This window comes from Moraxella boevrei DSM 14165, from assembly GCF_000379845.1.
Lineage (GTDB): Bacteria > Pseudomonadota > Gammaproteobacteria > Pseudomonadales > Moraxellaceae > Faucicola > Faucicola boevrei.
In genome coordinates, this window is record NZ_KB903811.1 from 1 (window position 1) to 23774 (window position 23774).

A 23774-nucleotide genomic window follows, 5' to 3' on the forward strand; every position below is an offset into this window, starting at 1 on the left:
CTTGCCCAGTGTAAAGGCATGAAGCATAGTATGAGCAGACGTGGTAATTGTTGGGATAATGCTCCAACCGAGCGGTTCTTTAGGAGCTTTAAAACAGAATGGATGCCCAAGAAAGGCTATGACGATTTATCTCAAGCAAGAGTCGATGTAGCGAGTTATATTTTAGGTTATTACTGTCAAGTTAGACCACATAGCTTTAATGATTATTTAACACCTGTTGAGAAAGAAAATCAGTTTTTTAACCAAAATCTCTTAAAAGCTGTCTAATTAAACTTGACCACTACAATGCGTATATTTAAGGGTAACGGCTATCGTGTATATTACGCACAACAAGGCGAAAAAATCTATTTGTTATTGCTAGGCGGTAGCAAAGACAAACAACAAACCGACATTAACAAAGCAACAGCCATGTGGCAAGCTATCCAACAGGAGTTACAAAATGAATAATACCATTAGCCGTTTTGATGTTGCAGACTATTTAACAGATGAAACACTTATTAACGCTTATTTAAATGAAATTCTAGCAGACGGCACGCCAAACGAGTTTATCCAAGCCCTTAATGACGTGGCAAGAGCTAGGGGTATGCATAATCTAGCAAAAGATACAGGCATTAAGCGAGAGAGCCTGTATAAAAGCCTAACATCTGAAAAACCACGATTTGACACGATTTTTAGAATTATACAAGGCATGGGGCTACAGCTTAGTTTAAGCCAAAAAATGTAGGGTTATTTTGCAAAAATGCCATATCTGATAATGATAAAGTGTGAAAACGTGAAAATAACCTTTACAAAGCTAGTAATAACAAGGGTTTTCACCATTTTCACGTTTTCTAGATAAATATATTTAAAAAGTGAAATACCCTAGATGATGATACTTTTGATGACGTGGAAGCCGTGCTTGAGTTGTTAAAAGAATATGGCTATAACCTTAACCGCCCCTATGCTGATACAATCAAGGGCAGTAAATTAACCAATTTAAAAGAGTTGAGAATACAAAGTAATGGTAAGCCGTTAAGGGCGTTTTTTGTATTTGACCCATTACGGCAAGCAGTTGTATTGTGTGGCGGTGATAAAACAGGGGATAAACGCTTTTATAAAAAGATGATACCGCTAGCACAAAGCATTTACCAAAGCTATTTAGACCAGTTGGAGTTAAGCAAATGAGTTTTATAAGTCATGATGAATTTATAGCACGTTTACCAAAAGAGCGACAAGAACGCATACAAGCAAAAGCCGAACAGCTAAAACAAGCCTATGAGTTATCACAACTTAGACAAACCGCCAAGCTATCACAATCAGAATTAGCGGTAAAAATGGGCGTATCACAAGCCAACATTAGCAAGATAGAAAACGGCAAAGATGTGCATATATCCACGTTAAAACGCTATATTAAGGCGTTGGGCGGTGATTTGCGTATTAACGCCATTATGCCAACAGGTGAGCAGGTAGCGATTGTATAGCACCAAATAAAGGTTATCAGATGATAGCCTTTTTTATTGTTTGGCGGTATTTGCAAAACAAACCCCATACAAAGAAAAAATCAAGCGGTTTTTCAAAGTTATAAAAAAGTATTTTCACAGGATAAAAAACAGACACGCCCGCCCACTAAAAGAGATATCTTTTTATCCCCAAAATAGCCCAAATTTGAAGTGACTTTGAAAATTGTTGGTATATTTGTTGGTATAAAAATTTTTATTTTTTTAAAATATTATATAAATCAATGATTTATATTATGAGTATGGTTTACGCCGTTCCGACCATACTGTTGTTTAAGGGTGTTCGTTATTGTTTGATAAATTATGACATTTTTACGTTATCTTGCCAAAAATCGACCTAAACGATGAACGAAAAAAACTCAAATCAGGGGAGATTTGAGCTAAAAACTAAAAATACGTTTTAAATATGGCGCAGCGGACGGGACTCGAACCCGCGACCCCCGGCGTGACAGGCCGGTATTCTAACCAACTGAACTACCACTGCAAGTAGTTTTGTGACGCCCACTCAGATAGTGGTGGGTCGTGACGGATTCGAACCGCCGACATTCTGCGTGTAAGGCAGACGCTCTACCAACTGAGCTAACGACCCATTGTCGTTGTGTGGTGCGTATTATATAGATTTTTTAGACAAGGTCAAGCATTATTTTTTGTTTTTTTGACAAATTTTATAAAATTTTTAAAAAATTGGTAAAAATCAAATAATTACGATCTGAAGTTTTTACAAATATTTTTCAATTTCGCTTGCCAAAGCTTCTGGTTTGGTGGTCGGTGCGTAACGATTTGCCACGTCGCCATTCCGATCGATTAAAAATTTGGTAAAATTCCACTTAATATTGTCAGTCAAAATGCCTTTGCCGTGGATTTGCGATTTTAAAAACTGATAAACAGGGTGTGTCTGCTCGCCATTCACGTCAATTTTTGCCATTATCGGAAAACCCACGCCATAATTTATCTGACAAAACTCGCCAATTTTGTCATTTTCATCGGGTTCTTGTTGTCCAAACTGGTTGCACGGAAAGCCGATAATCACCAAACCTTTGTCTTGGTATTTTTCAAAAAGTGTTTGTAAGCCTTGATATTGTGGGGTAAAACCGCATCTGCTCGCAGTATTGACAATCAAAACTACTTTGCCCGCCAATTGTGAAAATTCAAAATTTTGACCTGTTAAGTCGGTTGCTGATAATTGGTAAAAATTTGACATAACGCCTCGCTGTTTTTTTATTAAAAAATGTTTATCAATTTTAACACAAAAAGCTTTCACTTATGACCACAAAATGTTAAAATTAGAAGCTAAAATTTTTCCTTATCAATTTTTTACTACAATTATCCATAGATAGATTTAGTTCACTAGCTATGATTGTTTTTAAACCATATTTAATCTTGGAATACCTTGACTATGCGATATCAAAAATACTTTACTAAAGTTCTCACGACACTTACCTTGGGTGTCTTAGCCACTGCTACTCAGGCAGCCCCCCTTCCTTTTTTTGCAGGTTTAGGTACAACTGGTGGAGCAACCAGTCACGGAGACACGCTATCTTCTGATACCTCACCCTTACGTGGTCCTGCCTTTACATCAAAAGCACCACAACTTATTTCCTTATCAGCAGCCTGTCCTAATTTAATGGTCTTATCTGATGGTAAAGTAGCCGCATTATGTGTGGATTACTTAACACGACAACCAAAGCTGACATTATTTAGCCGTGATGGTAAACAATTATCACAGATTATGTTGAGTTCTGCTAGTCTATTAGGAAGTGTATATGCTTATGCCAATGAAAAAGATGAAATTGTTTATGTTGATGCTTTCCATAATTTAAAAACGGTCAGTATTTTGAATCAAAATGGTAAGTGGACATTGCATAATTCTCTAGTACCAATTGCCCAACTTGCACGCACCATCACTGCCCATTGTAATTATAAGCAACATTGTGATAGCGTGGTTGCAATTAATCCTGGTAGTAGTACCAATGATATCTGGTTTGCAACTCAGCACGGCGTTGTGGGTGTGGTTGATAGAGTTACAAAACGTGTCATTTCAAAGAAGTTAAACAAAGGGGAAAGTATTGCTAACTCTTTTTCTACAGCTTTAAACAACCGTGCTTCTGTGGTTACCACGCATGCAACTTATTTATTAGCTAAGGAAAACAACCAAATTGTTGTAAAATGGCGACAAGCCTATGATCGTGGTATTGCTCGTAAACCAGGGCAGTTAAGTTGGGGTTCGGGTGCAACACCGACATTTTTTGGCACAAATGCAAACAACGATGAATATATCACGATAACTGATAATGCTCAACGCATGAATTTGTTAGTTTATCGCACGCACGATGGTAAACAAATCTGTAAAGTCCCTTTGTTTAACAATAATAATTCAGGAACCGAAGACTCGTCAATTGCCTATGGTAGAGGAATTGTGACTACATCAACTTATGGTTACCCTTATCCAAAATACCCAGATGGGGCTGGAAAATCTATTCCAAAAAAAGCAGCCTTTATCGGTGGTATGACCCGTGTTGACGTTAGAGCGGATGGCATGGGATGTGAAACCAAATGGACAAGCCCAATACGTTCATCAGCCTTACCAAAATTATCGATTCCTGACAACCTGATTTACACTATTGAACGCACAGGTCCTAGCAAAGATGCCACTGCCTTGGATACCTATAACTTTGTTACTATGAATTGGGATACAGGATTAGTAAAATCTAGAAAATTTTGGAGTTTTGGTGCATTATCTAATCCATTACAAACTGCAGGTAATTTTGGTTTAGATAATAGTTACTGGCAAGGGACGATGAACGGTATTATTCGTATCAAACCATAATTTAGCCCTCTCAAACAAAGCCCTTGATTGACAAAGCTCAAACAAGGGCTTTCTTATATCCATTTAATGTAAGAATTTCTTGCGTTTTTAAAGTAATTGGTGTAATTTATACACTAATATAATGATTTAACCAACCTAGTAACATTTGTTTTGACAGAATAACTTAAAACATGTATTCATTAACATCTTGTTTATGATAAAAAGTGAAAGACATTACCTGTTTTCTCAAAAAAGACACCCATTAACAGTTATTTTCTCAAGTAAGTTTTTATACAATTGCAGACTTTTATTATCGTTTTATAGTAACTTTTGATTGTGTAAGATTGTGAATACAAGTTCTTAAATACAAAGGCTTAATGGATTTATGACAACAATTATTTTTGAAAACTCACTCAATGACCACAATGCTGACAAGCTCTCACAAGGCAAACGTCTAACCACGTTACGCAAAGCCAAGGGACTAACCACCGCCGAACTTGCACGGCTGATGACGGAAGCGGGGGCCAAAATCAGCCGTGCAGGGATTTCTAACTGGGAAAATGGCAAAAATGGTATTGTATCTAGCAAGCTGCCTGTGTTGGCAACGATTTTAGATTGTAGCGAAAGTTATTTGTTATCAGGCACGACTAAAAATGACTTTGGAAAAATAACACAAGAGCCTGTTGTTAAGCCAAGTTCTGAACATCATTTAACGCATTTTAGTCAAAATATTGAAGGTAGGCTTATGAAAACCTTAAAAAAATCATCAAAATTACAAAACGTTTGTTACGATATTCGTGGTCCTTTACTACAAAAAGCACAAGTAATGGAGGCACAAGGGCATAAAATTATCAAGCTAAATATTGGCAACCCTGCTCCCTTTAACCTTGATGCACCGCAAGAAATTCTGTCAGATGTTGCGGTTAATTTACCAAATGCCACAGGTTATTCTGATTCTAAGGGGATTTTTTCTGCTCGTAAGGCGATTTTGCAATATTATCAAGGCAAAGGCTTGCTCGATGCAGTGGATGTCAATGATGTGTATGTAGGCAATGGCGTATCTGAGCTGATTGTGATGACCATGCAAGCCTTGCTCGATGACGGTGATGAAATACTAATTCCGATGCCTGATTATCCTTTGTGGACGGCATCCGCGAATTTGGCGGGCGGTCGTGCGGTGCATTATTTGTGCAATGAAGATGATAATTGGCAACCTGATATTGCCGATATTGAAAGCAAAATCACAGAACGGACCAAAGGCATCGTGGTGATTAATCCCAATAATCCGACAGGGGCGTTGTATGCTACCGAAAATTTGCAAAAAATCGTGGCGTTAGCAGAAAAATACAATCTTGTGTTGATGGCGGATGAAATTTATGACCGTGTGTTGTATGATAATGCTGTTCATATACCGCTTTGTACATTGGCAAAAAATTGTTTGGTTTTAAGCTATAATGGCTTGTCAAAATCGCACCGTATCGCAGGATTTCGCTCAGGTTGGCTGATGATTTCTGGCAAAAAAGACCACGCCAGTGACTTTATTGAAGGCTTAACCATGCTTGCTAGTATGCGATTATGTGCCAACGTCCCTGCCCAACACGCCATTCAGACCGCCATGGGGGGCTACCAAAGTATGCAAGCCTTGACGGCACCAACAGGGCGGTTGTATAAACAGCGTGAAATTGCGATTAGCCGTCTTAATGCGATTAAAGGCATCAGTTGCACTATGCCACAGGGGGCGTTTTACTGTTTTCCCAAAATTGACCGCACGGTATATCCGATTGAAGACGATATGCAATTTTTAATGCAATTATTGGAAGAAGAAAAGGTGCTTATGGTACAAGGCACAGGCTTTAACTGGCACGAACCTGACCATTTTCGAGTGGTATTTTTGCCCAATGAAGTGGATTTAAACGAAGCCATGGATAGATTAGAACGTTTTTTTGCCAAAAAACGTCAAGAATTTGGCACAAACTGATTTTAAAAATCCAACAAAAAAGCCGTTTGATACGATTAAACGGCTTTTTATTTGCTAAAAATTTTCTTAATCACTGATGAATATTTACCAATTTTATCGGCTGTAAGCGTCCATTACTTTCCAACTTTGCCACGCCCAAAAATTCGTGATTGTGATTAAACAGGCGAATTTCTTGCACGTTTTCTGTTAAGCTATTTTCTATTAAAAGGCTTTGTTCGCTTGCCAAAGTTTTGACATTTAGGCGTTGCCCTTGTAAAATCCTAAAACTTTGCTCATTGTCTAACACAAGTTTTGGCAAAAACTTGACACATTCATCAGCAGGTTTTAACATCGCCAAACGCTTATCAAAATCCAACTTTTCAAAATCAGCAAGCGTGATAGCATTGGCAATGTCAAAATCACCTGTTTTAATACGGCGTAAAGCTATCAAATGCCCTACTGTACCCAATGCAACGGCAATATCTTCGCCAAGCACACGCACATAAGTCCCTTTAGAACAAGTAACAATTAATTTTAAAAAATACTTATCAATTAAGGATAACTCTAAGGCAAAAATCTCGATTTCACGCGCCTGCCTTTCTATCTCAATACCTTCACGAGCCAGTTCATACAGCTTTTTGCCGTCTTTTTTTAAGGCAGAATACATGGGCGGAATTTGAGCAATTTTTCCCAAAAATTGTTGGGTAACTTTTATCAAATCATCAGATGTTATGGCTAAAATTTCTTTGGTTTCAATGATTTGTCCCTCTGCATCGCCCGTGTCGGTTTTTTGCCCAAGCCTAACAATGGCCTCATACGATTTGTTAGCATCTAGTTGATAATGGCTAAATTTTGTCGCATCGCCCAAACAAATCGGCAAAAGCCCTGTCGCCATAGGGTCTAGCGTGCCTGTATGCCCTGCTTTTTTGCTGTCGTGATTGGGCGATTTGAGTAAATATTTTACTTTTGACACCACTTGTTGCGATGTCATGCCTTGTGGTTTGTCAATGAGTAATACGCCTGAAATGATTTTTTTCATGATTGATGATTTTTTATTGGTTATGTGATTGGGGTAAAAACAAAAATATGCGTGTGTTTTTAAACATTTGCACAAAATATCAAGGATTATTCACTAAAACGCCCAATATCCGATGATGTTATACTTTCTTTGACATTGCCGTTATCATCAGTAAATGCCGTTGGGTGAACTTGACTCTTAAGTTGGGTATAAGCCAATCGTTTGTGTTGCCAAAAACTGTTGCAATATTTTATTTTGTGTTCATTATAATACAGAATTTACCGTAAAACATCGCTTCAATGAAAATTTGGCAGGTGTTTTTAAATTAAACTCTAGACTGTGTTATAATTACTGTTTTTTTGGACAATTTGGGACATTATTTTGACGGCTTTATTTTCTGCTTTTTCTATAAGAAATTTCTCGCAAAACTGGCTTGCCAATCCTAGAGCAGATATTTTATCAGGGCTTGCGGTAGCGTTGGCGTTGATTCCAGAAGCCATTGCGTTTTCTATCATTGCAGGGGTTTCGCCACAGGTGGGCTTGTATGCGTCTTTTTGCATTGCCATTGTGATTGCCTTTTTTGGCGGTCGCCCTGCGATGATTAGTGCCGCTACAGGGGCAATGGCGTTGGTGCTGGCAAGTCTGGTTAAAAATCACGGTGTGGACTATATGCTTGCCACTACACTTTTAACAGGCATGATTCAGATTGTGGCAGGCTGGCTGAAAATGGGCAGTTTGATGCGGTTTATCTCGCAGGCGGTGATGATTGGTTTTATCAATGCTTTAGCGATTTTGATTTTTTTGGCACAACTGCCTGAACTCAACCCCAATTTAGCAGGCGTGTCTTGGCAAACTTATGCCCTAACCACTTTGGGGCTTTTGGTGGTGTATGGCTTTGGTTATTTGCCCAAAATTGGCAAAGTCATACCATCGCCTTTGGCAACGGTGGTGCTGGTTACTTTGGTGGCGGTAGGGCTTGGCTTTGATGTTCGCACGGTGGGCGATATGGGGCAGTTGCCTGACAGTTTGCCTGCGTTTTTGTTGCCTGATGTACCGTTTAATTTGGAAACTTTGTGGATTATTTTGCCTTATTCGTTTAGCCTTGCGGCGGTCGGCTTGCTTGAATCGTTATTGACCGCCAATTTGCTTGATGAAATGACCGAAAGCGACAGTAACAAAAACCAAGAATGCCAAGGGCAAGGCATCGCCAACATTGTCAGCGGTCTGTTTGGCGGTATGGCAGGTTGTGCGATGATTGGTCAGTCGGTGATTAACATCAAATCAGGCGGTCGCACACGGCTTTCTACGCTAGTGGCAGGGGTATTTTTGTTGATTTTGGTGGTGTTTTTGGGTGATTGGATTAAAATTATTCCAATGCCTGCACTAGTTGCCGTGATGATTATGGTGGCTCTTAGCACCTTTAAATGGCAATCCATCAAAGAGCTAAAAACGCACCCTTTGGGCTTTAATGTGGTGATGATAACCACCGTTGCCATTGTGGTGTACAGCCATAATTTGGCGTTGGGCGTGTTTTTTGGGGTGCTGTTATCGGCGTTGTTTTTTGCCAATAAAATTGGGCGTTATATGAAGGTGCTACATTTGCCGACCGCAGACGAGAGCGATTTGGCGTATGGGGTAACAGGGCAGGTGTTTTTTGCGTCCACCGATGAGTTTATCGCCAGTTTTGATTTTGACAAAAAAGCCGTCAAAACGGTGAGTATTGATGTCAGCCACGCCCATTTTTGGGACATTTCGGCGGTCAGTGCTTTGGATAAAGTGGTGGCACGCTACAAAAAACAGGGGGCAAGCGTGCAAGTTTTTGGCTTAAACGAAGCCAGCAAAACGCTGGTGGATAATTTTGGCGTGCACGACAAAACAGACGGCAATGTTATTTTTAGGTATTAATTGTAATAAGACCCAAGCTATGCCTTTACACAAGATTTCTGTCTTTTGTCTGCTTGATTGGCGTGCTGTGCAAGTGCCTGCCATGTTGTCTTTGGTGTGGTTTATTAATTGATAATCTTCAAAGTGATTGCTTTTGATGATGATTATCAAAACAATATGTATTAAACTATCTATTTCTTATAAAAAATTATAATAAGTTAATATTTGTATTGAATGCAGCATTAAAAAGATATACAATGAAACCAAGCCAAGTATGGCATGCCATAATTCTTAGCGGTGGTTATACATCTGGTATAGACATAAAGGGATTGTATGTGGACGCTAAGTATGGAGAATGTTATGAGTTTATACGATGCCTATCAAAGTTTTGTTGAAAAAGTAGCCCGCTCTGAAAACATCGGTGTGCATCTGTGCCGTATTTCTATTGCCATTGTGTTTTTATGGATTGGATGGCTAAAATTTATTCCCTATGAAGCTGACAGTATTGTACCATTTGTTGCTAATAGCCCCTTTATGAGTTGGCTTTATAATGACCCTGCTAATTATTTGCAGCACATGAATGGTGAGGGTGTGCTAAATGAGGCTAACCGTGCTTGGCACGAAATGAACAACACCTATGGCTATTCTAATGGGCTTGGTGTGGTGGAGATTACTTTTGCACTTCTTTTATTATCGCATTATATCTCGCCTAAGGTTGGCTTGGTTGGTGCAACACTGTGCTTCTTAACGCCATTTGTAACTTATACTTTTTTAATTTTTACGCCAGAAACTTGGGTACACGGAGCAGATGCCCATACAGGCTTTCCTTATTTATCAGGGGCTGGGCGATTGGTTTTAAAAGATGCCATGATGACAGCAGCAGGTTTTGTGGCGATGGTTGATTCTGCCAAAGCAATTTTACGCAACCAAAACAACTCTGTTTAAAAAAGCCTATCAAACCAAAACCCCAATTTTGTTAATTGGGGTTTTTGTTATAACTGTTTAAGAACCTAGGGTATATCAAAATTTGGTATTTGTGATTAAAAACTAGAAAAATCGCAGTTTTTTAAGAAAAAAACGCAGGTTGTGAGTTTTCTACCAAGCAAGTTTTTGACGAGTAAAGCAAGATTTAGCCATTTTTGGCAAAAAAAGCTATCACTTTGATTAAATATTCTAAAAAATATTAAAGCTTAATTAATTATAAATAGGTTTTTGTAACACAAAATCTTGTAGTAGGTTAGCTTTTGTAATCCACCAAAAATCAAATGATAATTTAAATTTTTTGGGGCTGTAGTAGATTACACAATGTGATATACTACAAGAATAAAGATAATTCGTTGTAAATTAACCAAAAAACAGCAACTAAAACTACTTGAATTCTTTGTAGCACAAGTTACCGCTAGAACAGCTTTGTGATTTATTAAGTGTTCAGTATAATTCATCTGCTCTATTCTACCATAAAATCTTAACTTTTATAGAATATCATCTTAATCAAGATGCCAAGGAACGCTTTGATGGTAAGATTGAACTTGATGAAAGCTATTTCGGTGGTGTCCGAAAGGGTAAGCGTGGGCGTGGAGCTGGTGGCAAAACAGCTGTGTTTGGTCTTTTAAAACGCAATGGTAACGTTTATACTGTTGCTGTTAAAGACACCAAAACAAACACGCTAATACCTATCATAGCCAGTAAAATAAAGCCTGACAGCGTTGTCTATACAGACAGTTATCGAAGTTATAATGCACTTGATGTGAGTGATTTTAAGCATTTTAGGATTAATCACTCTAAAGAATTTGCTCAAAATCATAACCACGGGGTGGCATTGAAAACTGCTGGTCGCAAGCCAAGCGTGTTTTAAGAAAATATAATGGTATTGACAAGAAAAACTTTTATCTTTTTATCAAAGAATGCGAGTTTCGTTTTAATGACGGCTCGCCTGTAATCAGCTTAAAATATTGAAAAAATGGTGTGGGATTTAGGGCTTATCTACTACAGCCCCTTAATAAAAAAGTTTGACACGCCCTAACCATTCTCCCAAACAAATTCAACAAACTTTCTGACTATCGCAGACGGATAACGCTGTGAAGCATAGAGCATAAACAAATCATAATTGGGCTTGGCAAGTTCTGGCAAAATTTCCACCAAACGCTTTTTGGCTATCCATTCATCAGCGGTAACAGCAGACATTTGTCCGATATATAGCCCCTGCACAATCATATATTCCACCGCATAGCTGTCATTGCTGGCAAATGCTATCGGCAAGGCGATTTTCTCTTTATTCATGTGAATGACAATTTCGTTTTCGCCATTTTTTGCCCAACTGGCAATCGGATAATTTGCCAAATCGGATACGGTTTTTGGTGTGCCAAGCCGTGCCAATAACTCGGAGTGAGCCACCCATTTTGTGCCAAGCGTGGCGACTTTTTTGGCGATAAAATGCTCGCCGTGAAGCTCGCCAATCCTAAACGCCACATCAATGCTGTCGGTACTCAAATCCAAAATGCGTTCAGTCATCGTGGCGTGAATTTGCACATTGGGGAATTTTTGCCCAAATTCGCTAACCCACGCCAGCACAGGCTCGCATTTGGGCGGAGCAGAAATCCGCAAAATGCCTTTTAAATTTTGCTCATCATCAAACAAAACCTGCTTGGCATTCAACAAATTATCAATGGAAAAATGCACTTCATCATAGAGTTTTTGCCCTGCCATTGTCGGTTTAACGCCTGATTTTTGGCGGTCAAAGAGTTGAATTTGTAAGTGTTTTTCCAGCTCGGCAATTTGACGGCTGATGGTGGCAATCGGCACAGAGAGTCGCTCAGAGGCTTTGGAGAGACTGCCGTGCTGGATAACGGCAACAAAAAGGCGGAGGGTGTTGAGGTTCATTGTTTTTCCCCCTAATGTTCGATTTCTTGAATAAAATGTTTAATACTGCCTTGGACTTGTTGGTTTTTACCATATAGATAATAAATTCCTGAAATTTTTTGGAAAAATTTACTTTCTTTATAAGCGTGTTTTTCACCCAATACAGTCCAAACCAACTTTAACTTATGTTCTTTTAAAAAATCCAAAAATTTGTCTTTTTTAACCAGTAAGCCATTTTGAAATTTTTCATTTATCTCTGGATTAAAGCAAACCAAATTATTTTGTAAATCAACCCAATAACCATCTTTAATCGCATTTTTCATTTTCATTCCGTGATAAAGCATAGGAATTGGTGCATAAAATGAAATGCCGTCATTGCCATAAGTAGATTCCCAAGTGTGAGAATCGACACTAGACATTACCTTAAATGAAGGCGATTCATTTTCCCTATGTCGATAAATTTCTTGCCACTCATTTAATGTATTTTCGGCAAAAAATTGATGAATATTCATTCCATAGTGTTCATTACCTTCTGGCATCCATCTCCCCATAAAATCTTGTTGTGCCAACCAATTTTTTGCTTTTGAAAATTGAGATTCTTTAACTAAATAACTTCTAATTTGTAACCACATTTGCCTATCATAAGTTTCTTTTTGTCCAAATTTTGCCAATTCACGAAAATCATCGTGTCTTTCTAGAACAAGCCACTGTTCATCATTAATCGTTACTTCCAAAAGATTACCAACATCAGGAAAATCATTTGTTTTTACCCAATCATCAATTAATTCATCATTTTGAATGGTAAAATAGTGTTTTGTTTTACATTGTTTTTGATTTATGTATTGAAAAAATACATCTGTTTTAGTTGGCGGTACAATTTTAATTTGGGTTTTGGGTAGATAAAAGTTGTCCAAATTAGTAATATATTCAAGCCCTATTTCATCGGCATAGCGATTAGAAAAAGCAGGAAAATTATCCATCACTCTTGCTAAAATTTCATATAAAGCCAGCCATTGATATTTTTTGCCAATTCGCTCAATTTTGCTGGCATCATCTCTTCGCCAATATCTTGAACGAGTTTCTTTATCAAATTTAAGGTGCTTCTTGTCATCATAGCCAAATTGCTCAAAAATCATTTGGCAAGCATAATTACTTAATAAATCAACATTGATGAGATTGCCAAATTTATAACTCTCCCAATTTCGGAATTTGGCTTCAAAAGTATATCTGCCAAAGTCGCCATATCCGCCACCACGACCATATTCAGTTGTCATTGAATGGATAATTATTTTTTGCCCATTAGAATGATATTTTTTATCAATCTCTTCATTGGTTGGTAAGTTTTGGGGAAATGAACTTCTATAAGGTGGCGTAATTCTTTCTTTGATTATCTCAATATCATCTGATGAATACTCATCTTTTTGCAAAGAATATTCAATAATATGGCGAGTATAATCACGAACCAAAACGTTGGGATAAATTTCTTCTTTTTCAGGTTGATTAAATATTTGATTATCTATTTCTAATGCAAGTGCTTTTAAGCCAGATAAATTTTCAGAATAAGCAACAGCTCCGTGAATGGCAGATAAAATACCTTCCATAACATAAGGGTCATTAACCTCTATAAATTCCTTAAATAACGCCAATGCAATTTCCAATCTATTCCATAATAAATGAGCCAGTGCATTAATATAGCCATTTCTACTTCGTTTATCGGTAGAAGTAAATAGCCAACTAACAGCAATTGCACCCAATAATAGTGCTTCAGGTTCAATATTTTCTTGACCACTTGATTTCTGACACCAAGTTAATAGTCGTTCAATTGCTGGGCATTGGTAAGACTCCAAAGCAATAAAAGTCGTCCAAACTGCATCTCTATCCGCCAAAGAAAAAGAATAAAGTTTGTTATGCAAATACTTTATATTTAATGGGTGGTTAATTTCGGTAGCCAGTTGATATAAAATATTAATCCAAGTTGCTTGATTAAAATATGAACTGTTTTTGAAAAATTGCCATAGTTTTTGCATATTGATTTTTTCAGGTTGCCTCCAAAAGAGATTTTCTACAATAATCTCAAACCAAGACCATTCCTTTGAATAATCAATCACTTCAAATACTTCAAAATCAAATCGTTCTGGCAACAATACACTTAATGCCTCCCATACGCCCTTATCATAGCCAACTCTACTATATAGCTTTTTTCCTTGTTCAGTGCCTAACCATTGAACAAAATCGTCTTGATTGTGAATATTTTTTAATATTAAATTGGCTTTTTGATAATCCCCAATTCGTTCATAATTAAAATAGATATACTCTTCATCTCTGTTATAGTAAGCATTTTTACTAATAACATTTTTTTTGATTAAATAATCAAGGAATTTTTTGGCATCAGATTCAGAAACATCTTCTATTAATTCATCACGAACTTTTCTCTTGGCTGTCATATAATCCAAACTATATTTATCTTCTTCCAATTGTAATTTTGTAATGACATTAATTGCTCTTTGAACCAGATGAGAGCCAATATCCTGTTCAATTTGTTCGCAAATGCGTTTTTCAACACCATCTAAATAAGATTTTACAATGTGATTAAATCCCTTATGACCTTTTGGAACACAGGTTTCCCCTTGATATTTTAAAGATTCACAAAATAATTTTAAATATAATGGGTTGGAAAATTCTGGATTAAGCAAAGGAATGCTTGGTAATTGCAAACCATAATAAGGAAAAAATATTTGAATGGCTTCAAATTCATTATCCATAAATCCAGTATGATTTACATAACATAATTTATCTTTATTTTTTGCATTTAATTTTTCCAAAATGATTTCTTGATAGCTATTTCGCACACTAAGAACAAGCCCAATATTTGGATATTGACTTACCAACTCAATCAATCCATTAAGTTGGTTATTCCATAAGGATTTTCCTTCACCTTCATTTAATGCATCTATGGCTAAAATAACTCGCTCTTTTTGCATTTCTCCTATGCTATCCAATGCGGACAAAAATACTTCGGGTGTGATATTAAGGTTTAGTTGTTTGGATAAGATTTGATTCCAAACATTCGATTTTTCTGTAAAATCTTGACCCAATAACAATAAAGCATATTTTCCATAAGATTTTCTTTTTTGGACAAAATCGCCTAATAAATGCGATTTTCCACTACCAGCCAAACCCGTTAAAACAAGCACTTTGCCATTAAATAGCGATAATTCAGATGATTCTAATAACTCAATAATGTTTTCTAAACCATTAATTAACTTTCTAAAATGATAGTAGTCATTATTATTGGGTTTTTCGTTATTTAGATTGTTTTTTGAAAAATCTTGAAGGTATTCTATGAGTGTATTAATTTTTTTAGTTATTAGATGAATATCAATTGTTGTTTCTAAGTTGTTTATATTTAATAAATTAAGTTTATTAATTAAAAGTTCATATACAGATTCAAAATGATTTTTCAACGCTTCATAATCATAAAGAGATTCGTATTGTGATGTGATTTCTATTAATAATTTATGAAATTTATCACTCAGATGTTTTTTGAAAATTTTGGTTCTTGCCAAGCTCTCTAATTGCATTGCAATAGGTAAATCAACATTAATTTCAGGTGTATAACGCACGCCAAGATTATTAATGGCTTGTTGATTGTATTGTTTAAACCATTTGTCAGATAATTCGCTTTCGTTAAACCAAAAGAATTTTTTGCCTGCATTTTCAGGTTTTGATAATAAGTCAGATAATTCAAAACTTCCCCAAAATTCAAATTCTATTTCACTACCTTGTGATTGAGCAAAGTCTTTCCATCTTTGGGTATGCTCCTCCCATTTGGTAAGAAATGATTTCTTTCCAGATACATTGGCATTTGCTCTATCGGTTGCCACACAAACATAGTATTTGGTTAGTTTAGGATAGTTTTTTAAAGATTCTTTAAAGGAATCTTCAATTTGTTGCCATTGTGATGAAGAAAATGAGCTTAAAAAATATTTGGCTTGCCAACCGTATACGGAACCATCTGGCAATTCACACATTGCTTCAATCCCACCATCAGGTGCAGAAATTCGAGTAAATTTTCCTTGAGATTTAAATTCTTGGCGTGCCAATTGGCATACTAGCTCTTCAAAAGCACCATTTTGAGAACCTTGTAAGGGCTTGATGTTTTCCCATCTAATAGACATTTTCTTTTACCATAATTAAATATTCAATTTTGTTGATATGAGGATTGGCGTGTGTATTTCAAGTATTTTAGTGTTGATAATTTTCCAAATCCAAAAACCATCTTCCCATTTTCACTCATTCCTTCCCAAATCCAAAACTGTTAAAATACGCTTAATTTTTTCATTCAAACAGGAAAATCCAATGAACCGCATTACCCAAATCTTAAACATCAAACACCCCATTGTCCAAGCCCCAATGAGCTGGCTGACAGATGCACATTTGGTGGCAAGCGTGGCAGACGCAGGCGGACTGGGCTTTTTAGCCCCACATGCAGGGCAGACGACCAACCCAAGCTCCAATCAAGAAGTTTTGGAGCGTATGCGTAACGAAATCCGTAAGGTCAAAGCCTTGACCGACAAGCCCTTTGGCGTGCCGTTTATGCTGTCTTATGATTTGTCGCTCATTCCCTTGATGGTGGATTTGCTGATTGACGAGAGCGTGCCTGTGGTGCTAGACAACGGCTGGCTTGACCCTGCTATTTACGCCAAACTCAAAACTGCGGGCATCAAAATCATCTGCCGTCTACCCAATCCCAATTTGACCGATGCCCTAAAAGCCCAAAAACTTGGGGCGGATATTTTGGTTTTGACAGGCTTTGACGAAGGCGGGACTTTGCCGATGAAAGAAGTGGGCAGTTTTAGCGTTTTGGCGGAGTTTGTTGGCAAGGTGGATTTGCCCATAATGCTTGCAGGGGGCATTGGCGACAAAAAAGCGGTGCAGGCTGCCAAAGCGTTGGGAGCGGAGGGCGTGTGGGTTGGCACAGCGTTTATCGCCACAACCGAGTGCCGAAGCCATCAAAAGGTTAAAGAATGGATAGTGAATGCAACCGCTAATGATTTGTTATTGTTTCGCACCGAGCCGTATTATTACCGCTCATTGCCAACCACACTTGCCCAAAAATGCTTTGAAATGAGTGAAAATGGGGCAACCCGCTCTGAAATCGCCACCGTTATGAACGCAGGCACGGGAATGCGTTTGGGTATGCTAGAAGGCGATTTTGATAATGGCTATGTGTCGGTGGGTACAGGCATATCACAAATTGACAAAATCAAAAGCGTAAAAGAATTGATTGATGAGTTAGCAAGCGGTTTTAATTAATTAATCATCAAAAACAATATTTTTAACTATTTAAAACACAGCGTTTAAAAAAGCACCGCTTGGGTGCTTTTTGATATTTTTTATGGCTTATTTTGACGACCACCATTTACCATAAATGGGTTTGCCAAAATGTGCCAACACAGCAATCATACAAATCTCAATGGACACCGCCCAGTAAATATGCCCCACAATTTCACTTAAATTTTCAGCAAAGTTAAGATTCCACAGCCAACCAACTTTGCCATCGGCATAGACAGGATTGCGAAAACCAAATGCAGGAATGACAAAGCCGTGAAAAATAACACTAATCAAAATACCATACAAAGCACCATACCAAAGACGAGTTTTTGACCAATACATTGACCCCAAAACATACACGAACGCAAAGGCAAAACTAAATAGCCAATGATATAAAGTTACCGCCCCCAAAATATCATTGCCTTGATAAACATAGTCCAATGAATGCTGATTAAATCCTAGCGGACCAAGCCAAGCATCAATATGAGCACCAGGGGGCGAGATTTCGCCTTTGACACGAGGTGGCATATTGACCTCCGAACCCCATTTAACCAACGAGCTGATAAACCCCCCAACTAAGGTCGTCCAAACGATGATTTGTTTGTCAGATTTACTAAACGCCATTATATTTTTCCTATCATAAATAATATTGTCAGCTAATTATATCCCAAATAGACAAAAATTGTAATGATTTATGCTAAAATAGCCCATTTTGACCATCAATCTCAAATACACCTCAATGACTTTATTGAACAACACCTTATTTGGCAAAACTTTATTGTCCGCTTTTTCGCCCACGCATTTTCATCAAAATTAGCTTTGGTCTCTGTTTAAGTTAAAAATGTTTGAAAATCCGTCCATTTAAAATTACCCGCCTTATAAAATAATTCGGGTGCGTAGGCTTTGATTACATCTAATCATTAGTTCACATTGTATACCAAAAATTTTGTAAAACAAGATAATCATAGCGTTTAAAAATCACCCCAAAATAGCGATAACTTTTAGGGCAGGGTTTGATTTAGACAACTTGATTATCATCATCTTCGGTTTTTTGCACCGCTTTTGAGATTAAATTTAACATATAATTGGTATTGGCGGTTACTTCATCGTAATGAAAACGCAAGCGTGGCGTAGTGCGAGTGCGTAAAATATGGCTTAATTCGGTACGCAAAAAACCTGATGCTTTGTTTAATACTTGCAGACTCTCTTCATGAAAGTCTTTTGCCATGGCATCATCACGCTCGGTTTCCATAACAGTAACATAAATGTCCGCATAGCCCAAATCTGGACTGATTTTGACATTTGAAATGGTTACCAATCCTGTTAAACGTGGGTCATTGATTTCATCACGGATTAATACGGCAAGTTCACGTTGGATTTGGTCAGCTAGACGTTGTAAACGTTGGTTCATTTTTTTATCCTTATTTTTGACAAAAAAGGTCTAATTATCCATTAGACCTTTTTTTAGTTTTTATAAAATTACAATGTGCGTTTGACTTCTTGAATTTCAAACACTTCAATTTTATCGCCTGCTTTGACTTCGTAGCCTTTTACCGCAAGACCACATTCCATGCCTGCTCGCACTTCGGTGACATCGTCTTTAAAACGGCGTAATGATTGTAATTGACCTGTAAAAATCACTTGGTCATCACGCAATACTCGGATTGGCTTGTTACGAATAATCGTGCCTTCTTGTACCATACAGCCAGCGGCATAACCAAAACGGCTAGAGTGGAATACTTCACGCACTTCAGCAATACCCAAGATTTTTTCACGGTGTTCTGGCGATAATAAGCCACTCATCGCCGATTTGACATCGTCAATCAAGCCATAAATCACACTATAATAACGGATATCTAACCCTGCTTCGTCTGCTTTACGGCGAGCAGTGCTATCAGCACGTACGTTAAAGCCTAACAGTACCGCTTCACTAGATTCTGCCAATACCACGTCTGATTCAGAGATTGGACCGACGCCTGATGAGATGACTCTGACTTTCACTTCATCGGTTGATAATTCATCTAAGGCCGATAACAAGGCTTCTAGCGATCCACGCACATCGGTTTTTAAGATTAAATTCACCGTTGGCAATTTGGCATCATTCATTTGGTCAAACAAGTTTTCAAGGCGAGATTTGGCTTGGCGTTCAAGCACTCGCTCACGCTCACGTACCATGCGGTATTCAGCGACTTCACGGGCTTTTTTCTCATCATCAACCACCATGAACTCACTACCTGCCATCGGTGTATCAGGCAAGCCTAAAATCTCAACAGGGATTGATGGACCTGCCGACGTGATTTTTTTGCCGTTTTCATCGGTCATCGCACGCACACGACCATAGTATTCGCCTGCTAATACCAAATCGCCCTGTTTTAGCGTGCCTTGTTTCACAAGCAAGCTGGTAACCGCACCACGTCCTTTTTCTAGGCGAGATTCAATCACTACCCCTTGTGCTGCACCGTCAGTCGCTACTTCTAGCTCCATAACTTCTGCTTGTAGGTGAATGACTTCTAGCAATTCATCAATACCTTGCCCTGTCAAAGCCGAAACTTTGACAACAGGCGTATCACCGCCCCACTCTTCTGGCACAACTTCTTTGGTGGTCAAATCGTTTAACACACGGTCAGGGTCTGCGGTGTCTTTGTCCATTTTGTTAATGGCAACGATAATGGGTGTACCTGCCGCACGAGCATGGTCAATCGCTTCAGCGGTTTGTGGCATCATGCCGTCATCAGCTGCGACCACAAGTACGACAATATCTGTCGCTTTTGCCCCACGAGAACGCATAGCAGTAAAGGCAGCATGACCAGGCGTGTCAAGGAAGGTAATCACGCCTTGCTCTGTGGTGACATGGTAGGCACCGATATGCTGGGTAATACCACCTGCTTCGCCTGATGCGACTTTGGTTGAACGGATTTTGTCCAGTAAAGAGGTTTTACCATGGTCCACGTGTCCCATAATGGTAACCACAGGCGGACGGGCTTGTACGTTACTGCTCTTTTCACCAACCGCTTCACGCAGTGAGTCTTCTACTTGGGTTGAGCTAACCAACACAGGGTTATGCCCCATTTCTTCAACCAATAACGCAGCAGTTTCTTGGTCAATGCTTTCCGTTTCACGCACTAACTCGCCCATTTTCATGAGCATTTTAACCACTTCACGGGCTTTAACCGCCATTTTTTGGGCTAAATCAGAAACGACAATTGTTTCGCCAATTTCAACGTTATGGACGATTTTTTCCACTGGTTTTTCAAACTTGTGTTTATTGGCATGAGATGATTTTAAGCCACGAGCCCGATTTTTGACTTCTTGTTCGTGGTCATCATCACGGCGACGACGGCGGTTTTTATTGGCGGATGTGGTTGAGCCACGTTTGATTTCACGGCGTTCTTTTTCAAACGAATCTTCTAATGCTTGACCGACCAAGCCTTCCGCCAATGGCTCACCTGCATCACGACGCACAACGGTAGTGGTTTCGCCGTCTTTGTCATCTGATGAGTATTTGCTTGCCATTTCACGCATTTTTTCTAAGGTGCGTTGTTGGGCTTCTTCCGCCTGTTTACGGCGGTTTTCTGCTTCAATTTGACGCAAGCGTTCTTCTTCGACTTCACGGGCTTTACGTTGCTCGCTGTTTTCTTTTTTAACAGGGGCCTTTTTGTCAATTTTTGCCGATTTTTTATCCGCTTTGATTTCGGTTTTTGCCGTTGTTTTGTTGGCGGTTTCATCGGTTTTGGCGACTTTTTTTACCACCACGCTGGTTGCGTTGGTGCTGTGGTTATCTTTTTTGCCACTACCAAGATTGGCACGCATCGCTGCCAAAGTTGCTTGTTGGCGAGCTTCAGCTTCTTGTTTTGCCTTTTGTTTTTCCGCTTGTTGTTTGTCGGCTTGCTCTTTGGCAAGACGGGCTTTTTCTTGCTCTTGTTTTAACGCTTGTTCACGTTGGGCAAGTTCTTCAGCGATTTTGTTGGCATTTGGTTTTTCAAATACCTTTTTTTTACGCACTTCTACGTTAATATTTTTGGCTTTGCCCGATGTACCCGTTACTTTTGCGGTCTGGGTGGTTTTGCTTTTTAGGCTAATGCGAGATTTTTGCACTTCTCCGTGGCTTTGTTTTAAAAAACCAACGAGTTGTTGCTGTTCAGTCTCGGTGACGATGTCATTGTCGCCACGTGCATTTAGCCCTGCATCAACCAGTTGTTTTTTAATCGTGTCAACGGTTGTTTGGGTCATTTCTGCAAGTTGTTTGACGGTTTTATCTGCCATTCGTTCACCTTTTTTTATTCGTTAAACCATGATTCACGGGCCTTCATAATGAGTTGACCTGCGGTTTTTTCGTCCAAGCCTTCAATGTCTTTAATGTCAAAAATGGCTTGCTCGGCTAAGTCGTCAAGCGTGATAATATCACGTTCGGCAAGCTTGTACGCCCATGCTTGGGTCATGCCTTCTAGTGCCAATAGTTCAGGGCTTGGTTCTTTCATATTTTGTTGTTTGACCAATTCATCGGCAATCACCGCTTCTTTGGCACGTTCTTGGATAGCGTCAATCGCATCATCGTCTAAACCGTCAATATCATAGAAGGTTTCGGCAGGCACGTACGCCACTTCTTCAAGACTGGTAAAACCAACGTCCACAAGGGCTTGAGCCAAATCTTCGTCCACTTCCAAACGGCTATAGAATAAATCTTTATAAACTTTGGTTTCAGACTCTTGGCGAGCGTTGTACTCATCTTCTAGCATCATATTTAGACGATAACCTGTCAAATCTGATGCCAAACGGACGTTTTGTCCTGCTGAGCCAATCGCTCGTGCCAACTGGTCATTGGCAACAAAGATAATGTCTGCAGTTTTGGTATCTTCATCAAGGATAATTCTATCCACATCAGCAGGCTCTAAGGCACTGATGATATATTGTACAGGGTCGTCTGACCACACCACCACATCAATGCGTTCGCCTTCCAACTCTTGTTGTACCGCTTGGATACGAGTGCCACGCATACCGATACACGCCCCAACAGGGTCAATGCGGTGGTCGTTGGTTTTCACCGAAATTTTTGCACGTATCCCTGGTTGACGAGCCACATCCCGAATTTCAATGATTTGCTCGGCAATTTCTGGAATTTCTTTTTGCATTAACGCGATTAACATTTGTGGTGATGTACGAGATAGCACTAACTGTGAACCACGATTATCACGGTTCACTTGTTCCAAAATCGCATTGACACGAGCTTTAACACGCAACTGCTCTCTTGGCAACATTTTATCACGTGGCAAATGGGCTTCTACATTATCACCCAAATCAATGATATAACCATCACGAGCAACTTTTTTCACTTCGCCTGTAATCATCTCACCAAGGCGATGTTCAAACGCATCAGCAACCAATGAACGCTCCGCTTCACGGATTTTTTGGATAATCACTTGTTTGGCTTGTGTCGCAGCGATACGCCCAAATTCAATGGACTCAATTTGTTCTTCTTTGACATCGCCAATTTGCCACTCAGTTTCGTCCAAATCACTAATCGCAAGCTGACACGCAGGCATTTCGTGATCTTCATCCGCCACCACCGTCCAATAACGATAGGTGTCATAATCCCCTGTTTTACGGTCAATATGCACACGAATAGCAACTTCTGGCTGTTCGCTATACACTTTTTTCTTGGTAGAAACCACCAACGCTTGTTCAATCGCCTGAAAAATATCTTCGGCGTTCAAACCCTTTTCATTACTGACGGTTTCTACAACGGTTAAAATTTCTTTATTCATAACACTTAAACACCTAAATCGTTACCCTACAATAGGCAAGCATAAAATTTAAAAATAAGTTAAAAAGTAGTTAAAAGCTAGTTAAACTGATAAACCAAATTTGCCTTATCAATATTGTCAAACAAAATATCAAACTCAAGATTATCTTTGGTACGCACACGAATACCATTATCAATTAGCTCGTGTAACTCACCTTCAACCTTACGGCGTTTGGCACTGCCTTCACCAATCGGCTGAATCAAACGCAAATTGACCACTTCGTCCACATACATCGCTAACTGCTCAGGGCTGAACAAAGAACGGTCAAGCCCCGGAGATGACACTTCTAGCATATATTCGCCCGCAATCGGGTCATGCACGTCTAACACCCCACTGACTTGGTGAGTAACACTCGCACAATCTTCAATGGTGACTTGTCTGCCTGCTTCACGGTCTTCGGGCAAGGCTTCAATATAAATACGAAGCAACGATTTACGCCCTTGTGGTACAAACTCAATCCCCCACAAGCTAACATCACAAGCCGTTACCGCAGGCTCAATGATTTGGGTCAATTCAGCAACTTTGGTTGATAGTTTCATAATTTCCTTGATAACATTCTTGTAAATTCAATAGATACAAAAAAACCCACAAACTAACTTGGTGGGTTTAAATCAAAAAT

The 23774-nt window shown here is 38.9% G+C and carries 18 protein-coding genes, 2 tRNA genes and 2 pseudogenes; 11 read left to right on the forward strand and 11 right to left on the reverse strand.

The window, feature by feature from the left end; translation table 11 throughout:
• The 5 genes and pseudogenes from A3G3_RS0111655 to A3G3_RS0111675 all read left to right on the forward strand — a co-directional run.
• Window positions 1–267, forward strand: a 267-nt coding sequence (locus A3G3_RS0111655) for an integrase core domain-containing protein (RefSeq protein WP_019519561.1), incomplete at its 5' end; no start/stop codon positions are given.
• A gap of 18 nt (window positions 268–285) precedes the next feature.
• A complete protein-coding gene (locus A3G3_RS0111660) occupies window positions 286–447 on the forward strand; it encodes a type II toxin-antitoxin system RelE/ParE family toxin (protein ID WP_019520702.1) in 162 nt (53 codons plus the stop codon).
• Entirely contained in the window at window positions 440–724 is a 285-nt protein-coding gene (locus A3G3_RS0111665) for an addiction module antidote protein (RefSeq protein ID WP_019520703.1), read from the forward strand. Before A3G3_RS0111660 ends, A3G3_RS0111665 begins: the two co-directional genes overlap by 8 nt.
• Window positions 725–864: 140 nt before the next feature.
• Window positions 865–1164, forward strand: a pseudogene (locus A3G3_RS13775) (type II toxin-antitoxin system RelE/ParE family toxin); the annotation flags it as partial.
• Window positions 1161–1460 (forward strand): helix-turn-helix domain-containing protein, encoded by a 300-nt coding sequence (locus A3G3_RS0111675; protein ID WP_019520705.1) that lies wholly within the window; start codon window positions 1161–1163, stop codon window positions 1458–1460. The pseudogene A3G3_RS13775 and the gene A3G3_RS0111675, both read left to right, overlap by 4 nt.
• A gap of 443 nt (window positions 1461–1903) precedes the next feature.
• Here the strand turns inward: A3G3_RS0111675 and A3G3_RS0111680 are convergent.
• The 3 genes from A3G3_RS0111680 to A3G3_RS0111690 form a co-directional block, all read right to left on the reverse strand.
• Window positions 1904–1980: transfer RNA gene (locus A3G3_RS0111680), tRNA-Asp, on the reverse strand.
• A 29-nt stretch (window positions 1981–2009) separates the two neighbouring features.
• Window positions 2010–2085: transfer RNA gene (locus A3G3_RS0111685), tRNA-Val, on the reverse strand.
• Window positions 2086–2214: 129 nt separating this feature from the next.
• Window positions 2215–2697, reverse strand: coding sequence for a glutathione peroxidase (locus A3G3_RS0111690; protein WP_026213026.1), 483 nt, complete (start codon window positions 2695–2697; stop codon window positions 2215–2217).
• 195 nt (window positions 2698–2892) lie between these two features.
• On the opposite strand from A3G3_RS0111690, the gene A3G3_RS0111695 reads away from it, so the two are divergent.
• A complete protein-coding gene (locus tag A3G3_RS0111695) occupies window positions 2893–4323 on the forward strand; it encodes a hypothetical protein (RefSeq protein ID WP_019520707.1) in 1431 nt (476 codons plus the stop codon).
• 364 nt (window positions 4324–4687) lie between these two features.
• Window positions 4688–6280 (forward strand): aminotransferase class I/II-fold pyridoxal phosphate-dependent enzyme, encoded by a 1593-nt coding sequence (locus A3G3_RS0111700; RefSeq protein ID WP_019520708.1) that lies wholly within the window; start codon window positions 4688–4690, stop codon window positions 6278–6280.
• A gap of 70 nt (window positions 6281–6350) precedes the next feature.
• On the opposite strand, the gene truB is transcribed toward A3G3_RS0111700, so the two are convergent.
• The gene (gene truB, locus A3G3_RS0111705; RefSeq protein WP_019520709.1) at window positions 6351–7298 is read right to left on the reverse strand and encodes a tRNA pseudouridine(55) synthase TruB; all 948 of its coding nucleotides are present in this window, start codon (window positions 7296–7298) and stop codon (window positions 6351–6353) included.
• 387 nt (window positions 7299–7685) lie between these two features.
• Between truB and A3G3_RS0111710 the strand changes: the two genes are divergently transcribed.
• From A3G3_RS0111710 to A3G3_RS13780, 3 genes and pseudogenes are all read left to right on the forward strand, one after another.
• A complete protein-coding gene (locus A3G3_RS0111710; RefSeq protein ID WP_026213030.1) occupies window positions 7686–9182 on the forward strand; it encodes a SulP family inorganic anion transporter in 1497 nt (498 codons plus the stop codon).
• A gap of 339 nt (window positions 9183–9521) precedes the next feature.
• Window positions 9522–10106 (forward strand): reactive chlorine resistance membrane protein RclC, encoded by a 585-nt coding sequence (rclC, locus tag A3G3_RS0111720; protein ID WP_019520713.1) that lies wholly within the window; start codon window positions 9522–9524, stop codon window positions 10104–10106.
• A gap of 378 nt (window positions 10107–10484) precedes the next feature.
• Window positions 10485–11137 (forward strand): annotated as a pseudogene (locus A3G3_RS13780) (IS1595 family transposase).
• A gap of 43 nt (window positions 11138–11180) precedes the next feature.
• Here A3G3_RS13780 and A3G3_RS0111730 read toward each other — a convergent pair.
• A complete protein-coding gene (locus A3G3_RS0111730) occupies window positions 11181–12041 on the reverse strand; it encodes a LysR family transcriptional regulator (RefSeq protein ID WP_019520714.1) in 861 nt (286 codons plus the stop codon).
• 11 nt (window positions 12042–12052) lie between these two features.
• The gene (locus A3G3_RS0111735) at window positions 12053–16198 is read right to left on the reverse strand and encodes an NACHT domain-containing protein (RefSeq protein ID WP_019520715.1); all 4146 of its coding nucleotides are present in this window, start codon (window positions 16196–16198) and stop codon (window positions 12053–12055) included.
• Window positions 16199–16379: 181 nt separating this feature from the next.
• Here A3G3_RS0111735 and A3G3_RS0111740 point away from each other — a divergent pair, with 181 nt between their 5' ends.
• On the forward strand, window positions 16380–17336 hold the full coding sequence (locus A3G3_RS0111740; RefSeq protein ID WP_019520716.1) for an NAD(P)H-dependent flavin oxidoreductase: 957 nt from the start codon (window positions 16380–16382) through the stop codon (window positions 17334–17336).
• A gap of 87 nt (window positions 17337–17423) precedes the next feature.
• On the opposite strand, the gene A3G3_RS0111745 is transcribed toward A3G3_RS0111740, so the two are convergent.
• The 5 genes from A3G3_RS0111745 to rimP all read right to left on the reverse strand — a co-directional run bounded on the left by A3G3_RS0111745 (window position 17424) and on the right by rimP (window position 23694).
• A complete protein-coding gene (locus A3G3_RS0111745; protein WP_019520717.1) occupies window positions 17424–17978 on the reverse strand; it encodes a YagU family protein in 555 nt (184 codons plus the stop codon).
• 394 nt (window positions 17979–18372) lie between these two features.
• Window positions 18373–18765, reverse strand: coding sequence for a ribosome-binding factor A (locus A3G3_RS0111750; protein ID WP_019520718.1), 393 nt, complete (start codon window positions 18763–18765; stop codon window positions 18373–18375).
• A 68-nt stretch (window positions 18766–18833) separates the two neighbouring features.
• Window positions 18834–21617, reverse strand: coding sequence for a translation initiation factor IF-2 (infB, locus tag A3G3_RS0111755; protein ID WP_019520719.1), 2784 nt, complete (start codon window positions 21615–21617; stop codon window positions 18834–18836).
• A 14-nt stretch (window positions 21618–21631) separates the two neighbouring features.
• On the reverse strand, window positions 21632–23116 hold the full coding sequence (nusA, locus tag A3G3_RS0111760; RefSeq protein WP_019520720.1) for a transcription termination factor NusA: 1485 nt from the start codon (window positions 23114–23116) through the stop codon (window positions 21632–21634).
• Between the two features lie 77 nt (window positions 23117–23193).
• Complete coding sequence (gene rimP, locus A3G3_RS0111765) at window positions 23194–23694, reverse strand: ribosome maturation factor RimP (RefSeq protein WP_019520721.1); 501 nt, start codon at window positions 23692–23694, stop codon at window positions 23194–23196.
• Between the last annotated feature and the right edge of the window lie 80 nt (window positions 23695–23774).